This is a genomic window from Paraburkholderia sp. Clong3 (genome assembly GCF_050436485.1).
In the GTDB taxonomy this organism is placed as follows: Bacteria; Pseudomonadota; Gammaproteobacteria; order Burkholderiales; family Burkholderiaceae; genus Paraburkholderia; species Paraburkholderia tuberum.
The window spans coordinates 1,120,309-1,137,797 of sequence record NZ_JBNDMH010000002.1 but is presented as its reverse complement, the minus strand read 5'-3'; the positions used below and the strand labels follow the sequence as shown (position 1 = coordinate 1,137,797).

The following is a 17,489-nucleotide window of genomic DNA, read 5'->3' as shown; positions in this document are numbered from 1 at the left end:
GGCAGGCTGCCCGGGTGCGTATTGAACGGCGCGTGGGACTAGCGCTAAGACCCCGCGACCCCCGCTTCACCCGGCGGTCGCGCATGCGGATTGCCATGCGTCGTCTCGAGCGACGTGTCGTGATGCAGCAGCAACACCGCCGCCATGCCGATGAGTCCCGCGCCCGACAGGCATAGCAGCCCGGCACCGAAGCCGCCGGTGCTGTCCTTGATCCAGCCCATCGCGAACGGGCCGAAGAAGCCCGCCAGATTGCCGAGCGAATTGATCGCGGCGATGCCGCCCGCGGCCGCCGCGCCCGACAGGAACGCGGCCGGCAAGGTCCAGATGACCGGCAGGCAACCGAAGATGCCGAAGCCGGCAATCGATAACGCGATCATCTTCTGCACCGGATTGTCGAGGCCGGCCGCGGCCGCGATGCCGGCCGCCGCGACGAACAGCGCAATCGCGACGTGCCAGCGGCGTTCGAGGTGGCGATCCGAATGCCGTCCCCACAAAATCATGCTGACGAGGCCGACCACGTACGGCAGCGACGTCACGAAACCCGTCTGCAGATTAGTGAGGCCGAACGACTTCACGATCTGCGGCAGGAAGAAGCTCAGGCCGTAGTTGGTCGCGTTCGCCCCGAAATAGATCAGCGCGATGGCGAGCACGCGCGGATTGATCAGCGCCTCCTTCACGCTGAAGTGGCGCACCGCCTCGCGATGCTCGCGCTCCTGCTTCTGCCGCGCGATCAGCCAGTCGCGCTCCTCGGTGCTGAGCCAGGTGGCGTCGGCGGGCTTGTCGGTCAGATACAACAGCACCGCGACCGACAGCAATACCGCCGGCACCGCCTCGATCAGATACAGCCACTGCCAGCCGCCGAGTCCGCCGCGGCCGTCGAGCGACAGCAGCGCGCCGGAGATCGGGCCGCCGATCACCGTCGACAGCGGAATCGCCGCCATGAAATAGCCGACCACGCGCCCGCGATACGCGGCCGGAAACCACAAGGTCAGCAGAAAGATGATGCCCGGGAAAAAGCCGGCCTCGGCGACGCCAAGCAGAATGCGCAGGCCGAAAAACACGTGCGCGGGCGAGAGCCCGGTGAAGCGCGCGATGTCCGGGATAAACGCCATCGCGCCCGCGAGAATACCCCACGTAAACATGATCCGCGCGATCCAGCGGCGCGCGCCGAATCGTTCGAGCAGCAGGTTCGACGGCACTTCGAAAAAGAAGTACGCGATAAAGAACACGCCCGCGCCGAAGCCGAACGCGCTCGCGGACAGATCGAGCGCCTTGTTCATCTGCAAGGCCGCGAAGCCGACGTTGACGCGATCGAGATAGGCGATGAAATAGCACAGTATCAGGAACGGCACGAGCCGAACCGTGACGCGATGAAGGGTACGTGCCTCGAGATCCATATATGTCTCCTCCGGTTCGGCGACCGGTGTATGCCGCTATGTGGTGGGGTCCGTCTGCGGTTCGAAATGCCGGTCCGTCGAACAGGCATCGTTACAGACTAGACGCTCAAAAGGGATTCCGGAAGGTCTTTTGTGAACCATGTGGTCCGCTCATTGCCGAGGCCGTCGCGGCGTGGCGCTCGCGTCCATTGTTAGGACTCGCGCAACAGTGTTTTCGGTTGTATCGGCTGATCTTGGTCGAACGATTCCGGATAATTGCTGCCTGACTAATCAGTTAAAAATGCAGGTGATCCACGATGTCGAATCAGGGTTCGGACATGCTCGCTGAGGCGCGCAAAACGGTGCGGGTACGCGAAGTCGCGTTTGTCGCGCGAGCGGAAAGCACGGAAAGGAAGAGGGCGCCGCTGCCCACGCGCATGCGCGGGGTGGCGGCGGTGGCGCTCGCGTGCGCGAGTCTCGTCGGGTGCGCATCGAGCACGGACGTGGTCGCGAGCGGCAAGCCCGGCAGCTACACGGTCGCCGCCAGCGCGACCGGAGGACGCATGGCCTGGGCGCGCGCGCACGAACTCGCGATGAACGAGGCGCGCGACTACTGCGATCGTCGCGGTATGCAAAGCAGCGTGAATACGGAGACGGTCAGCGGCGTCAGCGCGATGACCGAGCACGGGTCGTCGGTCAGTTTCGAGTGTCATTCGCGGTTCTGACGCAGCGTTGCGCGCGGGCGGCGGGTGCCGCCGCCCCATGACGATCACTTTTTATCGAACCTCACCAGGTGTAACCACTTATCGCGACTCGCGTGGTGACATGCCGCCGGGACGCCGGCAGTCCTCAGTCTTCGCGTGGTTTGGCGTTGGTCGAACGTTTGACGAACGGTGCGCCCGAGAAGCCCACCATCGCGCGGCCCTGCACGGGTGATGTTTCGCGGGCGCGGCGGGCAGGGCGCGCGGCCGTTTTTTCTGTTCGCGCCGTCTCGATCTGCCGCGAGAGCGTGTCGATACGCTCGCGCAACAGGTCGGTCGCCGCCACCCGTTCAGCCAGCAACGCATCCTTTTCCGCGAGCTGCCCGCGGGTCGCGGCATGCCGCGCAGCGGAGGCAGCCAGTTCTGCCTTTGATGCGGCCAACTCGTCCCGAATCGCGTCGCGCTCGGCCCGCGATTCGGCTTCGAGCGTCGCCGCCCGCTCGTGACTCGCCTGGAGCTCCTTGCGCAGACGTTGCGCCGCCGCTCGTTCACCGTCGATTTCGAGCAAGGCGCGCTTTTCCGCCGCGGCGAGCCGCTGCTCGTTCTGCTCGTGCGAGCGGCGCAGCTTCGCGAGTTCGTCGGCGAAATCGCGGCGGGCATCGGCGAGCGCGGCGGCTCCTGCCGCGATTTCTTCCTTCGATGTCGCCAGTTGCGCCGTCAGCATGTCGTTGGCCGTCTGCAGCTCGACGATGCGCGCGTCGAGTCCGGCAATCCGCGCGCGCAGGGTCGCGACATCGTTGGCCGCCTGTTCGGCTTTGTCGACGGCGTCCTGACGCTGCCTGTCAGTGATTCCGCGCAAACTCCTGCCGGCGGATTCTCAGTTAAGTTGTTGAAAATTAAAAGATCGCGAGATATTTCAAGAAGCTTTCGTATCACATTGCCGTGGACCCAAGTACGCGCAAACTCATGTCAAAATATTCGTTCCCACTGAAAATGCATCTCAATGGTTCTGTGTCGGTTTCGTAGATCTTTTTTGTGAGTTTGCGATACTGCCTCGCAGCTGTTCGCTAACGACAATCTATTGCTGATCTGAGGACGCCTTTATTTCGTTCAGAGTGTGAGTAATGTTGTCAATTCCGATGATGAAACCGATACGCCACGCGGGTTCCGAGTTGACGACATTAATTTCTTCCGCGGGTGCCCATCATCTTTCTCACCGGTCATGGCTCCATTCCGATGTCGGTGCGTGCGATCAAAGCTGGCGCGCATGAACTCCTCGCCAAGCCGATTGACGATGAACCACTGCTTGAGGCCGTCAGGCGCGCGCTCGCACAGGATGAATCCAACCTCGCCGAACACGCATTCAATGCGGGAGTGGTGCGGCGCGCCGCCTTGCTTACGCCGCGTGAAATGGACGTCTTTGAGCATGCCGTGCAAGGCAAGATGATAGAGCAGATCGCCCATGAATTGGGCGCGCAGGAGGTAACAGTGAAGTCCATAAGCGGTGCGTGCCGGACAAGATGCAGGCCAAGACGCTGATCGAACTGGCGAAGATGTGGGAGTTGATTCGCCGGGCGCGATGAGGCTTCAGACGCGGTGAATATCGCGCCGGATATCTGACCCCCGTAAAGTCGCCGGCGCATTGGAGTGATGGCAGCTATGAGTTTCGTGTGCATCGTTGACGATGACGCCTGCGGAGCGCTCATAGACATGCACGTCGTGCCCCGTGCATGTCAGCGTCAAAGCGCATGCGAGCCCTGCGATTGAACCACCTGCGATTGCAATTTTCATATTGCCAGCAACGCCATGTCTATACGTCTATTTGCCGGCGCAAGCTATCACCGCCCAAAGGCATGTCGCGCAGCCGCTTTCCGGTTGCATCGAACAACGCATTGCCGAGCGCGCCGGCGGTCGGTCCCATCGAAGCTTCGGCAGCGCCGAGAAACGGCGCACCAGGACGATTGATGAGATGGACGTTCAAACTGCGCGGAACGGCGGAGAAGCGGAGGATCGGGTAACTGCTCCAGTCGAAGCTTCTGATTTTCCCGGTATCGAACTTCAACTCTTCGTAAAGCGTCCAACTGGCCGATTGAATCACTCCGCCCTCGATCTGATTACGGATACCATCGGGGTTGACGATCTGCCCGGAGTCGACCGCGACCTCGGCGTGTTCGAGAATCACCTGACCCGTCTCGGGCACGACGGAAATCTCAACGGCCATGGCCACATAAGCCATCAGGTTTTTGTATTTACCGAAGGCGAAGCCGACGCCGTGGTTCGGTTTGCGCGGCGCGCGCGGCCAGCCGAATTTTGCAGCCGCGAGCTGAATGACCTCGCGTGCGCGCGGGTCCTGCATATGCTTGAGCCGGAACGCGACCGGATCGGCGCCGACCGCGGCGCTCAGCTCATCCATGAACGTCTCGATCGTGAAGACGTTCATGTGCGCGCCGAGTGAGCGCATCGCCGACGTATGCAACGGCATGCTCGGCGAGAAGTTGTTCATTACGTGCAGGTTCGGGAACGTGTACAGCGGAATCGCGTTGCGATCGCCGCCGCCCTCGGGCTGCACCATCGGCACTGACGGCGCCGATATGAACGGTTTCTCCAGCATGGTCGCCGGAACGAGCCGGCCCGCGTTCACGATCCGCTCGTTATGCGAACTGCTCCACAGCGCATAGTTCCAGCCTACGATGCTCCCGCTCGCGTCGAGCGAAGCAGTCAGTTCGGTGACCATGGCGGGCGTGAAGTGGTCCCACGTGTGTTCCTGTTCGCGCATCCATTGCACACGAACCGGCCGGCCGGCCATTTCGCGGGCGATCAACGCGGCGTGCGCGGCTACGTCGTCCGCGCCGTTGTGGCCGTAGCATCCCGATCCCTCTACGTGAATGCAGCGTACGTTCTCCTTGGGCAGCGACAGCATTTCCGCAAGGCCATCGCGCAGCGGATAGACGCCTTGCGAGTGAGTCCAGACGGTCATGTTGCCGTCCTTGAATTGTGCGACCGAGCAGGAAGGGCCGATCGAACCGTGCAACATATAGCGCTTGGTGCACTTTGCGCTCAGCGTTCTCACAGCCGTTCCGGCCGCGCTGCGGGTGTTCGCGATCTCGATGTGTTCGGTGGCGATCTGCTTCAGATCGCGGTGCACAGTGGCTGGGTCGGGCAGAGCGCGCCCTGCGCTCCACTCGCTTCCCGCTGCCAATGCACGTTGTGCCTGCACGGCCTGCCATTCGCCTTTAGCGACTACCGCGAGCATGCTGCCGTTTCTGATGACGTTGACCACGCCCGGCATCTTCAGAATGTCGGGTGAGTTGGTACGCAGCAGCTTCGCGTCGTAAACCGGCGGCAACACTACACGCGCATGCAGCATGTCCGGCATGAACATGTCCTGAACATAACTCGGTCCGCCGGTCACCTTGACCGGGATGTCCAGCCGCGGCAATGACCTACCGACCACTGCGAACGTTGCGGGGTCTTTCAACGGCGATACGGGCGACGCCATGCGATGCAGACCGGCGGCGCCGACCGCTTCGCCATACGTCATCGTCCGGCCGTCTGGCGCCGTGATGACCGCGTTGTGGGCTTTCAGCACGCTGCTGCTGACGCCGAAGCGTTTGGCTGCTGCGTCGACGAGCAGCCCCCGCACCTGCGCCGACGCGTTTAACAACGCGCTGCCGCTGTCGGCAATGGTGTGACTTCCCGCCGTGAGTCCTTCGTCCGGTGAGGCGCCCGTGTCGGCGGTCAGAAACGTGATCAGCGACGGCGCCATGTCGAGCTCTTCCGCCGCGATCTGCAGCAGCGCGGTGCGCACGCCGGTGCCGAGTTCAACCTTGCCGGTGTAGACGGTCACTTTGCCCGCTGCGTCGATCTTGATCCACGCGTCGAGAAACGGGTTGGTCTTCAGGCTGCCCGCGAGCGCCTCGGTCGCTTTGGCCACGTGCACGGCGGCGCCTTCGTCCGCGATCACTTCTTGCGCCATGACCTTGACGCCGGGGAGCAGACTGAAGCTCACCATGAGCGCACCGGACATCATGAAGTGGCGGCGCCCCTCGTTGAAATCGTCGTCCTTGATGCTCATTGCGTGCCTCCGTTGCTCGCCGCGCTGCGGGGCTTGCCGGATGCCGTGTCGCCGGGCGGAAGGTGCGCGACTTCGCGGATCGCAGCGAGGATACGCATATGGGTGCCGCAACGGCACAGGTTCGGCTCCATATGCTCGCGCAGTTCGCGCTCGCTTGGCCGCGGATTGCGATCGAGCAGCGCCTGCGCGCGCATGATCATGCCGGCGATGCAATAACCGCACTGTGCGGCCTGATGTTCGATGAAGGACTTCTGCAGCGCACCGGGATGGTCGGCCGTGCCGAGGCCCTCTATCGTACGCACGGAACGGGCGCCGATCGACGACACCGGAACCAGACACGAAAAGACGGCCTGGTCGCCGACGATCACCGTGCACGCGCCGCATTGTCCAAGCCCGCAGCCGAACTTTGCGCCGTGCAGATGCAGGTCATTGCGCAGCGCATAAAGCAGTGGCGTCGACGGATCGATATCCAGCGCGTGCTGCACGCCATTGACGGTAAGGTTGATCATCGCGCCTTGTTCTCCTCTCTGACTTTTGCCACGGTGGCTTCGACGTCGTTCCACGGGCCGCGCTGCGAATAGGTTGCGCGAATGTAGGACGCGACATCGGCGATTTGCTGATCGTTATAGACCTCGCTGAAGGCCGGCATGTAGTTCATGCTGTCCTCCCCATGCCAGCCGTTACCGCTAAGGATCATCTGAGCGGTGTTACGTGGCGTCGGAGCATTGACGGCAGTGCTGAACGCGAGCGTGGGGCGCTCGCCAATCGATTGCATCGGCGCGGCGGGGCCGTGGCATTGCGCGCACGACGCGGCGAACAGGAATGCGCCGCGTTGCGCCGCAGGCGATGGTTCGTCGTGTGCTGCAGCGTCAGCAAACGCGTTCGCAACGGCCGGCTGCACTTTCTGTATCGACAGGATGTACGCGGCCATCGCGTTCACATCTTCCTCAGGCACGGTGGCGAGATCGCGAGTGACGGGCAGCATGGGACCGGCCGCGGCGCCGTGTTCGCTTGCACGACCGCTGCGCAGATACATGACGAGCTGATCTTTGGTCCACGGTTTCGGCGCCGAGCCAAGTGCATTCAGTGGGGGGGCCTCCCAGCCGTCGACAATGCCGCCGTCGAATGCGTGTCCCGATTTTTCACCGCCAATCGCGTTGAGCGGCGAATGACACGAGGCGCAGTGTCCGAGGCCATCTACGAGTCGCTTTCCGCGATTCCACTGGGCATCTTCCGAGGCATCCGCGGCCTGCTCGCCGGGGTGAAGGAACAACACGTTCCAGAAGGCTAGCAAGGGACGGAAGTTCAGCGGGAAGATCAGTTCGTTCGCGGGCGTGCTCGCGTTGACCGGCTCACGTGTCATCAGATACGCGTAGGCCGCCGAGATGTCGCCATCGGACATGCGCGTAAAGTGAACATAAGGAAACGCGGGATAGAGCAGGTGACCATCACGGGAGACGCCATGACGCACCGCTCGCGTGAACGCTTCCAGCGACCAGCCACCGATGCCCGTCTCGACGTCGGGCGTGATATTGGTCGCGTAGATCGTCCCAAACGGCGTTGCAAGCGGCAAGCCGCCGGCGAACGGCTTGCCACCCCTGGCGGTATGACAGACGATGCAGTCGCCCAGCGCCACGACTCTCGCGCCGGCGAGCCTCGTCTGCGCATCGAACGACGAAGCCGGCGGAGGCTGTAGGGGAGCAATGGCGGGTTTCCACATCAGCAGCGTGGCGACGATCAGCGCGGCCAGGATGACTACGCCTCCCACCGCCAACAATTTAAGCTTTCGAGTCATTCACCCACCTGTCACAGAAGTCTTGAATCGAGTCTGCACACCGCGCTGTGCGCGCGGCCAACGGGATGCCTCCGTCATGCGTGAGCGCCGCTGCTATGGAACGGATAGTCGATATAACCGGAGTGGTCGCCGCCGTACCAGCCGACCGGCTTTGGTGTTGCGAGCGGTGCATGGGTAGCAATGCGCTCGACCAGATCGGGATTGGCGATATACGCGCGCGCAAACGCCACCAGATCGGCTTCGCCGTCACGGATCAATGCGTCTGCCTGATCGATGGAAATGCCGCCGTTGAGCATCAAGGTCCCTGAGAAGACCTTGCGCATGCGTTCAACGATGCGCGGCAAATCCGGGGCCCCGCTCCAGCCGTTCGTGTCAGCGGCGTGAAGGTAGGCGACGCCGAATTCGCTGAGCATCTTGCCGACGTAGTCATAGGTGCCGTCCGGATCCGCGTCGCGCACGTTGTTATAGTGCGCATACGGCGAAATGCGGACGCCGACGCGATCGAGGGGGACCACTGAGCCGATCTCCGTGAGCGTGTCGCGAAGGAAGTTCGCGCGGTTCGCCAACGAGCCGCCGTATCGGTCATCCCGCCTGTTGGTGGTCGAAGAGAGGAATTGATGCGGCAGATAGCCGTTTGCCGCATGCACTTCGACGCCATCGAACCCGGCTTCGATTGCGTTGGCCGCGCCTTGCTTGAACTCCGATATGGCGAGCTTCACTTCGTCGGTCGACATAGCGCGCGAAGGCGTGGCGTGGATCTTGGTGTACTGGCCGTTTTGCAACTGTGCCCACACCTGCAATTGCTCGAGATCGTCATTCAGGCCCGAGGGCGACAACGGCGCCTCGCCGCCGAGCAACGCGAAGGAGGCAACTCGTCCGCCGTGCCACAGTTGCATAAAGATACGGCCGCCGGCGTCGTGTACCCGGCCCGTGATCTTGCGCCAGCCGGCGATCTGCTCGGCCGTGATGATGCCCGGCGTGAGCTCGAAGGATGCCGACGCCGAACTGACATTGGTCGCCTCGGTGATGATCAGCCCCGCCGACGCGCGCTGTGCATAGTACTGCGCCATCATGTCCGTCGGACAGCCGCGCAGCGGTGCACGCGAGCGTGTCATGGGGGCCATCACGACGCGATTCGGTAAGCGCAGCTGATGCAGGTCGTGAGCGCTGAGAAGGGATGACATCGTTGTTCCTTTTTGCGAACGATTTAGCGTCGTTCAGATGCGTGACAGTACCGAGCAGCATATCGATGACACCACAAGAATTCCTGAAGCCACGCTGAATTTTTGTGAAACCGGAGGATGTCTGTCCGGCCTCCTAATAAAGACCTATCGCGTCAGGCCTGGCGGGCGGCGTGCGGACGGCCGATCGCCAGATAGTGAAAGAGCGCGACGAGCGGGAAGGCGGTGGCGACGCCGGCGACCAGCGGCCAGCCACCATGCTCATAGAGCGGACTGGCCAGCGCCGAGCCGAATGCGCCGCCTACAAAGATACTGGTCATATACAGCGCGTTCAGACGGTTTCGGCTCGCGGCATGCAACGCATAGATTTCGCGTTGTCCCAGTACCATGTTCATCTGCACGACGAAATCGAGGACGATGCCGGTCGCGACCAGCCCGATCACGCCCCACGCGGGATGGATCAACGCAGGCGTATAGGCGAGCGCGCCCACCACCAGCGCGATCAATGTCGCGCGCACCGTGAGGCCCGCGTCGGCGAGGCGGCCGGCGACCGGCGCCGAGGTCGCGCCGATCGCGCCAACCAGCGCGAAGATGCCGATCGCGGTCTGCGAGAGCCCGAACTGCCGGGTCAACTCGATCGGAATCGCGGTCCAGAAGAGGCTGAACGAAGCGAACATCAACGCCTGATACAACGAGCGATGGCGCAGCACCGGCATCGTGCGGAGCAGATGACCGAGCGAGCCGATCAGCTGAAAATACGTGGCTTGGTGATCCGGCTGGCGGCGCGGAATAGTGAGCGCGAGCACGCTGGTGACGATCGCCATCAGCACGGCCGCCGAGCCGAATACCGCGCGCCAGCCGAAGTGCCCGGCCACCACGCTGGATATCGGGCGCGCCAGCAGAATGCCGAGCAGCAGTCCGCTCATGATGGTGCCGACCACCTTGCCGCGCGACTCGTCCGGCGCGAGATGGGCGGCGAGCGGAATCAGGATCTGCACGGCCACGGAACTGAAGCCGATCAGCAGCGAAATCCCGAGCAACCAGCCTGGCTGGTGCGCGAACGCGGCGGCGCCCAGGCTCACGATCGACACCAGCGCGGTGGTGATCATCAGCTTGCGGTTTTCCAGCAGATCGCCGAGCGGCACGAGAAAGAACAGCCCCACCGCGTAGCCGATTTGCGTGAGCGAGACGATCAGGCTCGCCGTGCCGCCGGACATGTGAATGTCCGGCGCGATCAGTTCCGTGATCGGCTGCGCGTAGTAGAGATTCGCGACGATCGCGCCGCAGCAGAAGGCGAACAGCGCGACCAGGCCGCCTGTCAGTTTGGTCTGGCCTGGGCTTCCGGCGGTGATGGATGCGTCGGTTGACATGAGTAACTCCTGAAAATGAAAAAGTGGAAATGCGGAAAAGAAGCGGAAAAGCTTTGGAACTAACCGGCGATATTCATCAAACGGTCGCCGAGCGAAATGCCCAGATCGGTCATGCGCTTGCCGCGTTGCAATTGCTGGCTCTCCCAACGCTTGAGCAACGAATCGATGCTCGTGTCGGCCTGCCCGGCGCCCGACAGCGCAAGCGCGAGCGCATGTGCGTTGGCCGCCGCCTTGGCGGTGTTGCCGGCCGTATGCGGACGCGGCACCGATGCCGCGTCGCCGATCAGCACCACGCGTCCGAACACCATCTTCGGTGTGCGTAGGTCGACGATCGGCTGCATGAACGGGTCGTCGGTTGCATCGACCAGCGCGCGAAACGTCGGCCCGAGCAAGGTTTTCGCATCGAGCCGCAACTGCCCGACATCGGCGCGCTTGGTCGTGCCCGGCGGCAGCGAGAACGCACGCGCCGCGCCGTGACGGTCGACCAGCAGCGCATTGAGCTGATCGCGGTTGTACTTGCGATACCAGACCCAATTCCAGCGACGCTCGCCGGGCACGGTCGAGTCGTTTTCGCCGGGAATCAGATAGGCGAGTGCCGAGTGTTCGTCGCCCTGCTGGAACGTGAAGCGCTCGCGCAACGTGTCCGCCGCGAAGAGCGGCAAATCGGGTTCCGCGATCAGTCCGCGCCATGCCACATAGCCCGCATAGACCGGCACGATCTCGGGCAACAGGCAGCGCCTGAGCGTCGAGCGGATACCGTCCGCGCCGATCAGCAGATCGGCGCGCTCGCTGCGGCCGCTTGCGAAGCGCGCGACGACTTGTTCGCCGTCCATGCGAAAGTCGCTAAAGGTCTCGCCGGTATGCAGATGCTTCGCGGGCAGCGCGTTCCTCATGGCGCTGTACAGCAGGCTCCATGAAGTTTGCATTTGCGGCATGAACAGCTGCTCGACGCGCTTGTCCTCGCGATCGAGATAGAGGCGTTCGCCCGATGCCACGCCCGGCGGATCGGGCAGGGCGACGCCCGCGAACTGCAGCGCGTCCAGCACGTCCGGTTGCAGCACGATGCCACCGCCGCGGCTATCGAGCTGCTTCGGCGAGGTTTCGAACACGTCCACGTCCCACCCGGCCGCGCGTAGGGTGGTGGCTGAGAACAGTCCGCCGAGTGAACCGCCGATCACCACGGCGCGCGGTTTGCCGAGTGCGCTCATGCCGCGCTCCGTTGCGTCGCCGCCCGCAATGCGTGAGCGAATACGGCGGGCGGTTGCGCGCCGCTGATGATTTCGCCAGCAATGGCAATCGTCGGCACCGAATGAATGCCCCGGCGATCCGCTTCGTCGCGCGCCGCCTCGATTTGCCGAGCGCCGGAGGCGGAACGCAGATAAGCGCGGGTTTCGCCGGCATGGAAGGCGTGTTCGGCGGCGATATCGACCAGCGTGTCCAGCGAACCGATGTCGCGGCCTTCCGAAAAGTAGGCGGCATAGATGGCTTGATACAGCGCGGCGGCCTGCCGGGGCTGATTGCGCGCTTGCGCGAACTGCATCAGACGATGCGCAAGCCGCGTATTCGGCGTGCGCAGCACCTTGTCGTAATTGAACTGGGCGCCTGCCGCGAGACCGGCTGCGGTGACCTGCGCATCGAGGCCTTGCGAGCGCGCCCAACTGCCGAATTTGCGCGTGCGATAGCTGCGCCGCTCCATGCCTTCGACAGGCATCGCCGGATTCAATTCGAACGGCACGTAACGGATCGAAACAGCCGCATTGGCGCCGGATTCCGCGAGCGCCGCGGCGAGATTCCGTTGGCTGATCCAGCACCACGGACAAATGAAGTCGTAATGGACCTCGACCTGAATGGTTTGCATGTTGGACCCCTTCGCTAAGTAACGAGGACAGCTTATTCGTTGCGTGTCGTTCGCGGAATGTGGCTAAAATACAATCCCGCGTTGCGTGTGGCGCAATCAACCTCCCGTTGAGACCGTACATGGACAAACTCCTCGCCTTGAACACATTGCTCGAAGTGGCCGACGCCGGCGGCTTTTCGAAGGCCGCGCAGCGCCTGGGCGTCGCCCCCTCGTCGGTCACGCGTCTGATGGACGCGCTCGAGGCTTCGCTCGGTACGGCGCTGCTGACCCGCACGCCGAGAAAGGTCAGCCTCACCGACGCAGGCATTGCGTATGTCGAGCAGGTCGGCAAGGTGCTCGACGATCTGGCCGAGGCGGACGAAAGCGTGTTCGACAGCGGCGCGTCGCCGGTCGGCGCGCTGCGCATCGCGGTGCCGTCCGCGTTCAGCCGTCTGCGGCTCGCGCCGCATCTCGCTGCCTTTCTCGCGGAGCATCCGCGCGTGTTTCTCGACGTGGTGGTTGCCGATCACTACGCCGATCTCGCACTCGACAGAATCGATATCGCGATTCGAATCGGCCCGCCCGATCGCGACGCGAACCTGGTCATCAGAAAGCTGGCGGACAATCCGCGCTATGTCGTCGCGAGTCACGACTACCTCGAACGCAGCGGCACACCGCCCACGCCGCAGGCGCTCGATGCCCACGAGTGTCTGCGGGTCGCGTATGGCGGCGGTTACCGCACGCGCCAGATCTGGAGCTTCCGTCGCGAGGGCGGGGAACAGCGGGTCGAAGTGCGCGGGCATCTGCTGTCGAACAGCATCGACATCCTGCTGGAAGCCGTTATCGCCGGACGCGGCATTGCGTTGCTGCCTGAATGGCTCGTTGTCGCGGAGATTCGCGCGGGACGCCTGATGCGGCTGTTCGAGCAGTTCGAGGCGACGCCGCACAATGGCGACGCAGTGGTCTATGCGGCGTATCTGCCCAATCGCCGCCATTCCAGCAAGGTGCGCGCGTTCCTGCGGTTTCTCGAGGCGCAGCTTCAATCCCCGCTGGAAGGCTGACGCGTTGCGCTCGCGTGGTTACGAATGGTTCTGTCGCGGTAAGGCGATTTTGGCGGACGATCGCGATATGATAAGGATTACTTACATCGCCAGCGAGTAGAATTGCCGAGCGGCCGTGCCAGCTTTACTTTTGTTCACAAACTGGTCTATAAACAAAATTCTTTTGAAAGAAAATCAAGAATGAATATCACCCTCGACGAATTGGCGACTTTCATGGCCGTGGTCGATACCGGCTCGATGACGGCAGCTGCCCAACATCGCGACCTGACAGTGTCGGCGGCCAGCCGGACGCTGGGGCGCCTCGAGGAAAAGTGAAAACGACTTTGATGCGCCGGACCACGCGCAGGATGGAGCTGACCGAGGAAGGGCGCGCGTTCCTTCAACACGCGCGCGCCAGCATCGATTCCGTGGAAAGCGCGGAGGAACAGATGGTCGCGCGGCGGGAAAACCCATCGGGGCTCCTGCGGATCAATGCAGTGTCGCCTTTCATGCTGCACGTGATCGCACCGCTTGTGCAAGGCTACCGCGTGCGCTATCCGCACGTTCACCTGGAGCTGAACACGAACGACGGCATCATCGATCTACTCGAGAGCCGCACCGATGTCGCTATTCGAATTGGCCGGCTCACGGATTCGACGCTGCATAGCCGGCTTGTTGGCAGTAGCCGCATGCGTGTTCTTGCGGGCCTATTGCGAAGGCCGCGCGCGATGCGATGGGCAAGACCAGACTGCGGGCAGTCGCCGATCGTGGCTATTACAGTGGGCCGCAGATCAAGGCGTGCGCGGATGCAGGGATTGCAGTCATGCTGCCGAAGCCCACGACGTCAGGCGCGAAATACCATGGCCGGTTCGACAGGGCCGATTTCATCTACATTGCGCGGGACGACGAATATCAATGTCCCGCCGGTGAACGCGCAATTTATCGCTCAACCCGGGAAGAACACGGTATGCAACTGCGTCGTTACTGGAGCAGTGCCTGTCCTCAGTGCCCCATGAAATCACAATGCACGCCAAGCACAGAACGCCGCATCACCCGATGGGAACATGAGTCGGTGCTGGACGCGGTCCAACGCCGGCTCGACAGGACGCCGGATGCGATGACCGTGCGCCGGCGAACCGTCGAACATGTCTTTGGAACGTTCACGCATTGGATGGGCTACACGCACTTCCTGACGCGCAGGCTGCCCAATGTAGGTACCGAGATGAGTTTGAACGTACTCGCCTACAATCTCACGCGAGTGCCGAGAATCCTGGGCTTTAAGAAAACGATGAAGGCGATGCGGCTGGTGGGTGCATGAGCACCCCGTGGGTCCTGAAACAAAGCCCTTAAACTCGCCTGGAACGCATCGGAGGGGTTCACTGTAGATTGTCAATTACGATGGCCGCCCGAGGGACAACTATCTTGGCCGGTCGGCGGGGTTAGTTGTCGCTGCTCAGTTCGTCATAGTTGTCGCTCCGTCCGATTCGGGTTGGGGTAATTGACGCCGCCGCGCGCGCTTGTTGTCGTCGGCGCTGCGACGCCGGTAGCTTTCTACGTTCAGCTCGAAGATCGTCGAGTGATGGACCAGGCGATCGATGGCGGCCACCGTCATCGACGGATCGGGGAACACGTCGCTCCAGCCGGAGAACGGCTGATTGGCCGTGATCAGCAGACTGCGCCGCTCATAGCGTTCGGCAATGAGTTCGAACAGCACGCTCGTTTCCGCTTGATCCTTGCGCACGTATGACAGGTCGTCGAGGATGATCAAGTCGAAGTGATCGAGCTTGGCAAGCATCGATGGCAATTGCAGGCTCTGGCGAGCCGCCTGCAGCTTCTGCACGATTTCGCCGGTGCGTGTGAACAGTACCCGGTATCCGGCGTCGATCAACGCATGGCCGATGCCGGAGCCTAAATGGCTCTTCCCGGCGCCCGGAGGCCCGAACAGCAGGATCGTGGCGCCTTTCTCGAGCCACGAGTCGCCGCTCGCGAGCGCCATCACGTGCGCCTTGGACACCATCGGCACCAAGCCGAAGTCGAATGTCTCGAGCGTCTTGCTCGGGTCCAGATGCGATTCGACGCGGTGCCGTTCAATGCGCCGTTTCGCACGCTCGGCCAGTTCATGCTCAAGCAGTGCGCCTAGCAGGCGCGTGGCCTGCCAGCCTTCCTTGTCTGAGCGCTGCGTGAACTCGGGCCATAGCCGCGCGATCGTCGGCAAACGCAGCTCGGTGAGCATCAGCCCCATACGGGCGGCATCGTAGGTTGCTGGCGCGTTCATACCGATACCTCCTCGCCGATCAGCGTGTCGTAGAGGGCCGCCGGCGGCATATCGACCTCCACGTCCGGGCACTGCGCCTGCCGCGGCGCGAATTCGTTCTGCAGTTGCTCGAGATCGGGCAGTTCGCCGGCAGCGAGCAATGCCTCGAGCCGCTCAGCAAGAACCGCCTCGACGCCATGATTGGCAGCCAGTTCAAGCAGTCCGACTATGGCCTTGCAAGCCTCGCGCTGCGTGAGCTGAGCCTCGAGTCGCTCCCATGTCCGGCGGTACGCCTCGCGCGGGAACAAGTCGTCGCGAAACGCCAGCCCCTTGAACGCCTGGGGCTTGCGCTTGAGTGCCTCGATGAAGTGACGGTAGTCAAGCTTGCGACGGCGGCTATTGGCGGCATGGGAGCCCCGCGCTGTGCTATGTACGAGCGCGCCGGATAGATAGCAGTCGAGGTGATCGGGGTAGACACGGACCTTCAGGCGGTGGCTGATCAGGCGCGACGGCGCGCTGTAGAGAATCCCGCGCACGGTGAAGGTGCCGCAGCGTGTCACGCGTGCCTCCTCTTCGATGAAGTCGGTCGTGCGATGCGCGGGCAGATCCAGCAAGTGTTCGCGCTCGGCGTTGAACGCTGCCGCGTTGCGACGGTTACGCCGCATGACGACCTCGCGAACAAACGCGTCATAGGCAGCACGATCGTCGAAGTCGCGATGGCCACGTAGCATTAGCGCCTGGTCGACCGCCTCCTTCAGATGGCGGTGCGAGGATTCCACGCTGCCGTTCTCGTGGGCCACGCCGACGTTGTTACGTGTGCCGGCCAAGCCGTAATGGGCCAGCAACGCGTCGTAGCGAGCCGTGAAGTCCTCTTCTGTCTGCAGATTCTTGAACGCAGCCGACAGACTATCGGTGCGATGCTCGTGTGGGCAGCCACCGGCCTGCCACAGCGCATTCTGCAAACCGGTGGAGAGGGCCTCGAAGCTCTCGCCGCCTTCGACGACATAGGCGTATTCCCAGTGCGAGAACGCGAGCACGAAGTGATAGAGCCGGTGATCGAGTGGCGCGCCGGCGATCGTCACGCGCAGATCCCGCATGTCGGTAAAGTCCGACAGTCCCTGCACGCCGGGCAGGTGCTGCTGCGTGAAGAAGATCTCCCTGCCAGGGCCCTCCAGTGCGCGCCATTGGTTGACGCGCCGCTCAAGCGTGCGCCGCATGCTGTCAGGAAACAGGCCGGGATGCGCCTCCTGCAGCTTGCACAGCAGCGTGATGGCCTTGAGCCGGGGCGCGTGGCGCAGCAACGGCACGACTTCGCCCTCCCAAACTTCAGCGAACGGATCGTGACGTGTGCGCCACGTCCGCGGTGGCTTCTGCGACGGCAGACGGCCCTCATGTTCAATGCGTCGGGCCGTGCGAACGCTCATACCCGCCATGGCCGCGGCGACTTCTTGCGTGTGATGTTTGCGCTTGCTCATAAAGAGTCGGACCTGCTGGTCCGTCACGTAGGTTCCGGGCATGGCTGTTCGCTTCTTGTTCGATGCGATCAGCCATCGTAAAACCCCGCTCTTCCGGCGCCGCCGGCGGTTCGTCGTCTCCGGCGGCTACGCCGCCTCCGACTCCTCACCACCGGCCAAGGTAATTGTCAAAGGACCGACCAAGGTAATTGTCGTTCTCTATTCACCTTCTCGTCGACGCCGTGATAGCCGTAAAGGCAGTCAAACGCGTCGCTGGATCAGGGTCACGCGCCGCATTGAAATTCCATCGGGTTTCCACACGACCTGGGTCGGTTTATGCCTTTCGCGTAGACTGCCGCATGTTTGCTGACGGCGCTTCTCGATTGTCATCCCGAGATGTGCCGCC

16 protein-coding genes and 2 pseudogenes are annotated in these 17,489 nt (G+C 62.9%); 6 read left to right on the top strand and 12 right to left on the bottom strand.

All coding sequences use genetic code 11. The annotated features are described in order from the left end of the window. Window positions 1-44: 44 nt before the first annotated feature. Complete coding sequence (locus tag OKW30_RS09525) at window positions 45-1,397, bottom strand: MFS transporter (RefSeq protein ID WP_184074042.1); 1,353 nt, start codon at window positions 1,395-1,397, stop codon at window positions 45-47. A 296-nt stretch (window positions 1,398-1,693) separates the two neighbouring features. On the opposite strand from OKW30_RS09525, the gene OKW30_RS09520 reads away from it, so the two are divergent. Continuing rightward, a complete protein-coding gene (locus OKW30_RS09520) occupies window positions 1,694-2,101 on the top strand; it encodes a hypothetical protein (RefSeq protein ID WP_429346572.1) in 408 nt (135 codons plus the stop codon). Window positions 2,102-2,225: 124 nt separating this feature from the next. On the opposite strand, the gene OKW30_RS09515 is transcribed toward OKW30_RS09520, so the two are convergent. Then, window positions 2,226-2,936, bottom strand: a complete 711-nt coding sequence (locus OKW30_RS09515; protein ID WP_260336696.1) for a hypothetical protein — start codon at window positions 2,934-2,936, stop codon at window positions 2,226-2,228. A gap of 377 nt (window positions 2,937-3,313) precedes the next feature. Between OKW30_RS09515 and OKW30_RS09510 the strand changes: the two genes are divergently transcribed. Continuing rightward, complete coding sequence (locus OKW30_RS09510; RefSeq protein ID WP_409340079.1) at window positions 3,314-3,616, top strand: response regulator transcription factor; 303 nt, start codon at window positions 3,314-3,316, stop codon at window positions 3,614-3,616. A 48-nt stretch (window positions 3,617-3,664) separates the two neighbouring features. Here the strand turns inward: OKW30_RS09510 and OKW30_RS09505 are convergent, their stop codons facing one another. From OKW30_RS09505 to OKW30_RS09470, 8 genes are all read right to left on the bottom strand, one after another. Continuing rightward, window positions 3,665-3,868 carry an NAD(P)-binding protein gene (locus tag OKW30_RS09505; protein ID WP_409340078.1) on the bottom strand — a complete coding sequence of 68 codons (204 nt, stop codon included), beginning with the start codon at window positions 3,866-3,868 and terminating at the stop codon, window positions 3,665-3,667. A 19-nt stretch (window positions 3,869-3,887) separates the two neighbouring features. Continuing rightward, on the bottom strand, window positions 3,888-6,152 hold the full coding sequence (locus tag OKW30_RS09500; protein WP_429346571.1) for a molybdopterin cofactor-binding domain-containing protein: 2,265 nt from the start codon (window positions 6,150-6,152) through the stop codon (window positions 3,888-3,890). Continuing rightward, the gene (locus OKW30_RS09495; RefSeq protein WP_184074037.1) at window positions 6,149-6,661 is read right to left on the bottom strand and encodes a (2Fe-2S)-binding protein; all 513 of its coding nucleotides are present in this window, start codon (window positions 6,659-6,661) and stop codon (window positions 6,149-6,151) included. Before OKW30_RS09495 ends, OKW30_RS09500 begins: the two co-directional genes overlap by 4 nt. After that, complete coding sequence (locus tag OKW30_RS09490) at window positions 6,658-7,947, bottom strand: c-type cytochrome (protein ID WP_429346570.1); 1,290 nt, start codon at window positions 7,945-7,947, stop codon at window positions 6,658-6,660. The genes OKW30_RS09495 and OKW30_RS09490 overlap by 4 nt, the downstream gene beginning before the upstream one ends. Window positions 7,948-8,021: 74 nt before the next feature. Further along, window positions 8,022-9,131, bottom strand: a complete 1,110-nt coding sequence (locus OKW30_RS09485; RefSeq protein ID WP_184074033.1) for an alkene reductase — start codon at window positions 9,129-9,131, stop codon at window positions 8,022-8,024. 152 nt (window positions 9,132-9,283) lie between these two features. Further along, window positions 9,284-10,498, bottom strand: coding sequence for an MFS transporter (locus tag OKW30_RS09480; protein ID WP_184074031.1), 1,215 nt, complete (start codon window positions 10,496-10,498; stop codon window positions 9,284-9,286). Window positions 10,499-10,557: 59 nt separating this feature from the next. Continuing rightward, window positions 10,558-11,706, bottom strand: a complete 1,149-nt coding sequence (locus OKW30_RS09475) for an FAD binding domain-containing protein (protein WP_429346569.1) — start codon at window positions 11,704-11,706, stop codon at window positions 10,558-10,560. Beyond that, window positions 11,703-12,356, bottom strand: coding sequence for a DsbA family oxidoreductase (locus tag OKW30_RS09470; protein ID WP_184074027.1), 654 nt, complete (start codon window positions 12,354-12,356; stop codon window positions 11,703-11,705). The genes OKW30_RS09475 and OKW30_RS09470 overlap by 4 nt, the downstream gene beginning before the upstream one ends. A gap of 119 nt (window positions 12,357-12,475) precedes the next feature. Between OKW30_RS09470 and OKW30_RS09465 the strand changes: the two genes are divergently transcribed. The 3 genes and pseudogenes from OKW30_RS09465 to OKW30_RS09455 form a co-directional block, all read left to right on the top strand. Beyond that, window positions 12,476-13,396 (top strand): LysR family transcriptional regulator, encoded by a 921-nt coding sequence (locus tag OKW30_RS09465; RefSeq protein WP_184074025.1) that lies wholly within the window; start codon window positions 12,476-12,478, stop codon window positions 13,394-13,396. A gap of 180 nt (window positions 13,397-13,576) precedes the next feature. Further along, a pseudogene (locus OKW30_RS09460) lies at window positions 13,577-14,160 on the top strand (LysR family transcriptional regulator); the annotation flags it as partial. Continuing rightward, window positions 14,085-14,693, top strand: a pseudogene (locus tag OKW30_RS09455) (transposase); the annotation flags it as partial. The pseudogenes OKW30_RS09460 and OKW30_RS09455, both read left to right, overlap by 76 nt. Window positions 14,694-14,828: 135 nt before the next feature. On the opposite strand, the gene istB reads toward OKW30_RS09455, so the two are convergent. Continuing rightward, window positions 14,829-15,650, bottom strand: a complete 822-nt coding sequence (gene istB / locus OKW30_RS09450; RefSeq protein ID WP_184074568.1) for an IS21-like element helper ATPase IstB — start codon at window positions 15,648-15,650, stop codon at window positions 14,829-14,831. Beyond that, complete coding sequence (istA, locus tag OKW30_RS09445) at window positions 15,647-17,146, bottom strand: IS21 family transposase (protein ID WP_429346568.1); 1,500 nt, start codon at window positions 17,144-17,146, stop codon at window positions 15,647-15,649. Before istA ends, istB begins: the two co-directional genes overlap by 4 nt. On the opposite strand from istA, the gene OKW30_RS09440 reads away from it, so the two are divergent. Continuing rightward, entirely contained in the window at window positions 17,145-17,453 is a 309-nt protein-coding gene (locus OKW30_RS09440) for a hypothetical protein (protein ID WP_429346567.1), read from the top strand. The two genes, istA and OKW30_RS09440, sit on opposite strands and share 2 nt — an antisense overlap. Window positions 17,454-17,489 lie beyond the last annotated feature (36 nt).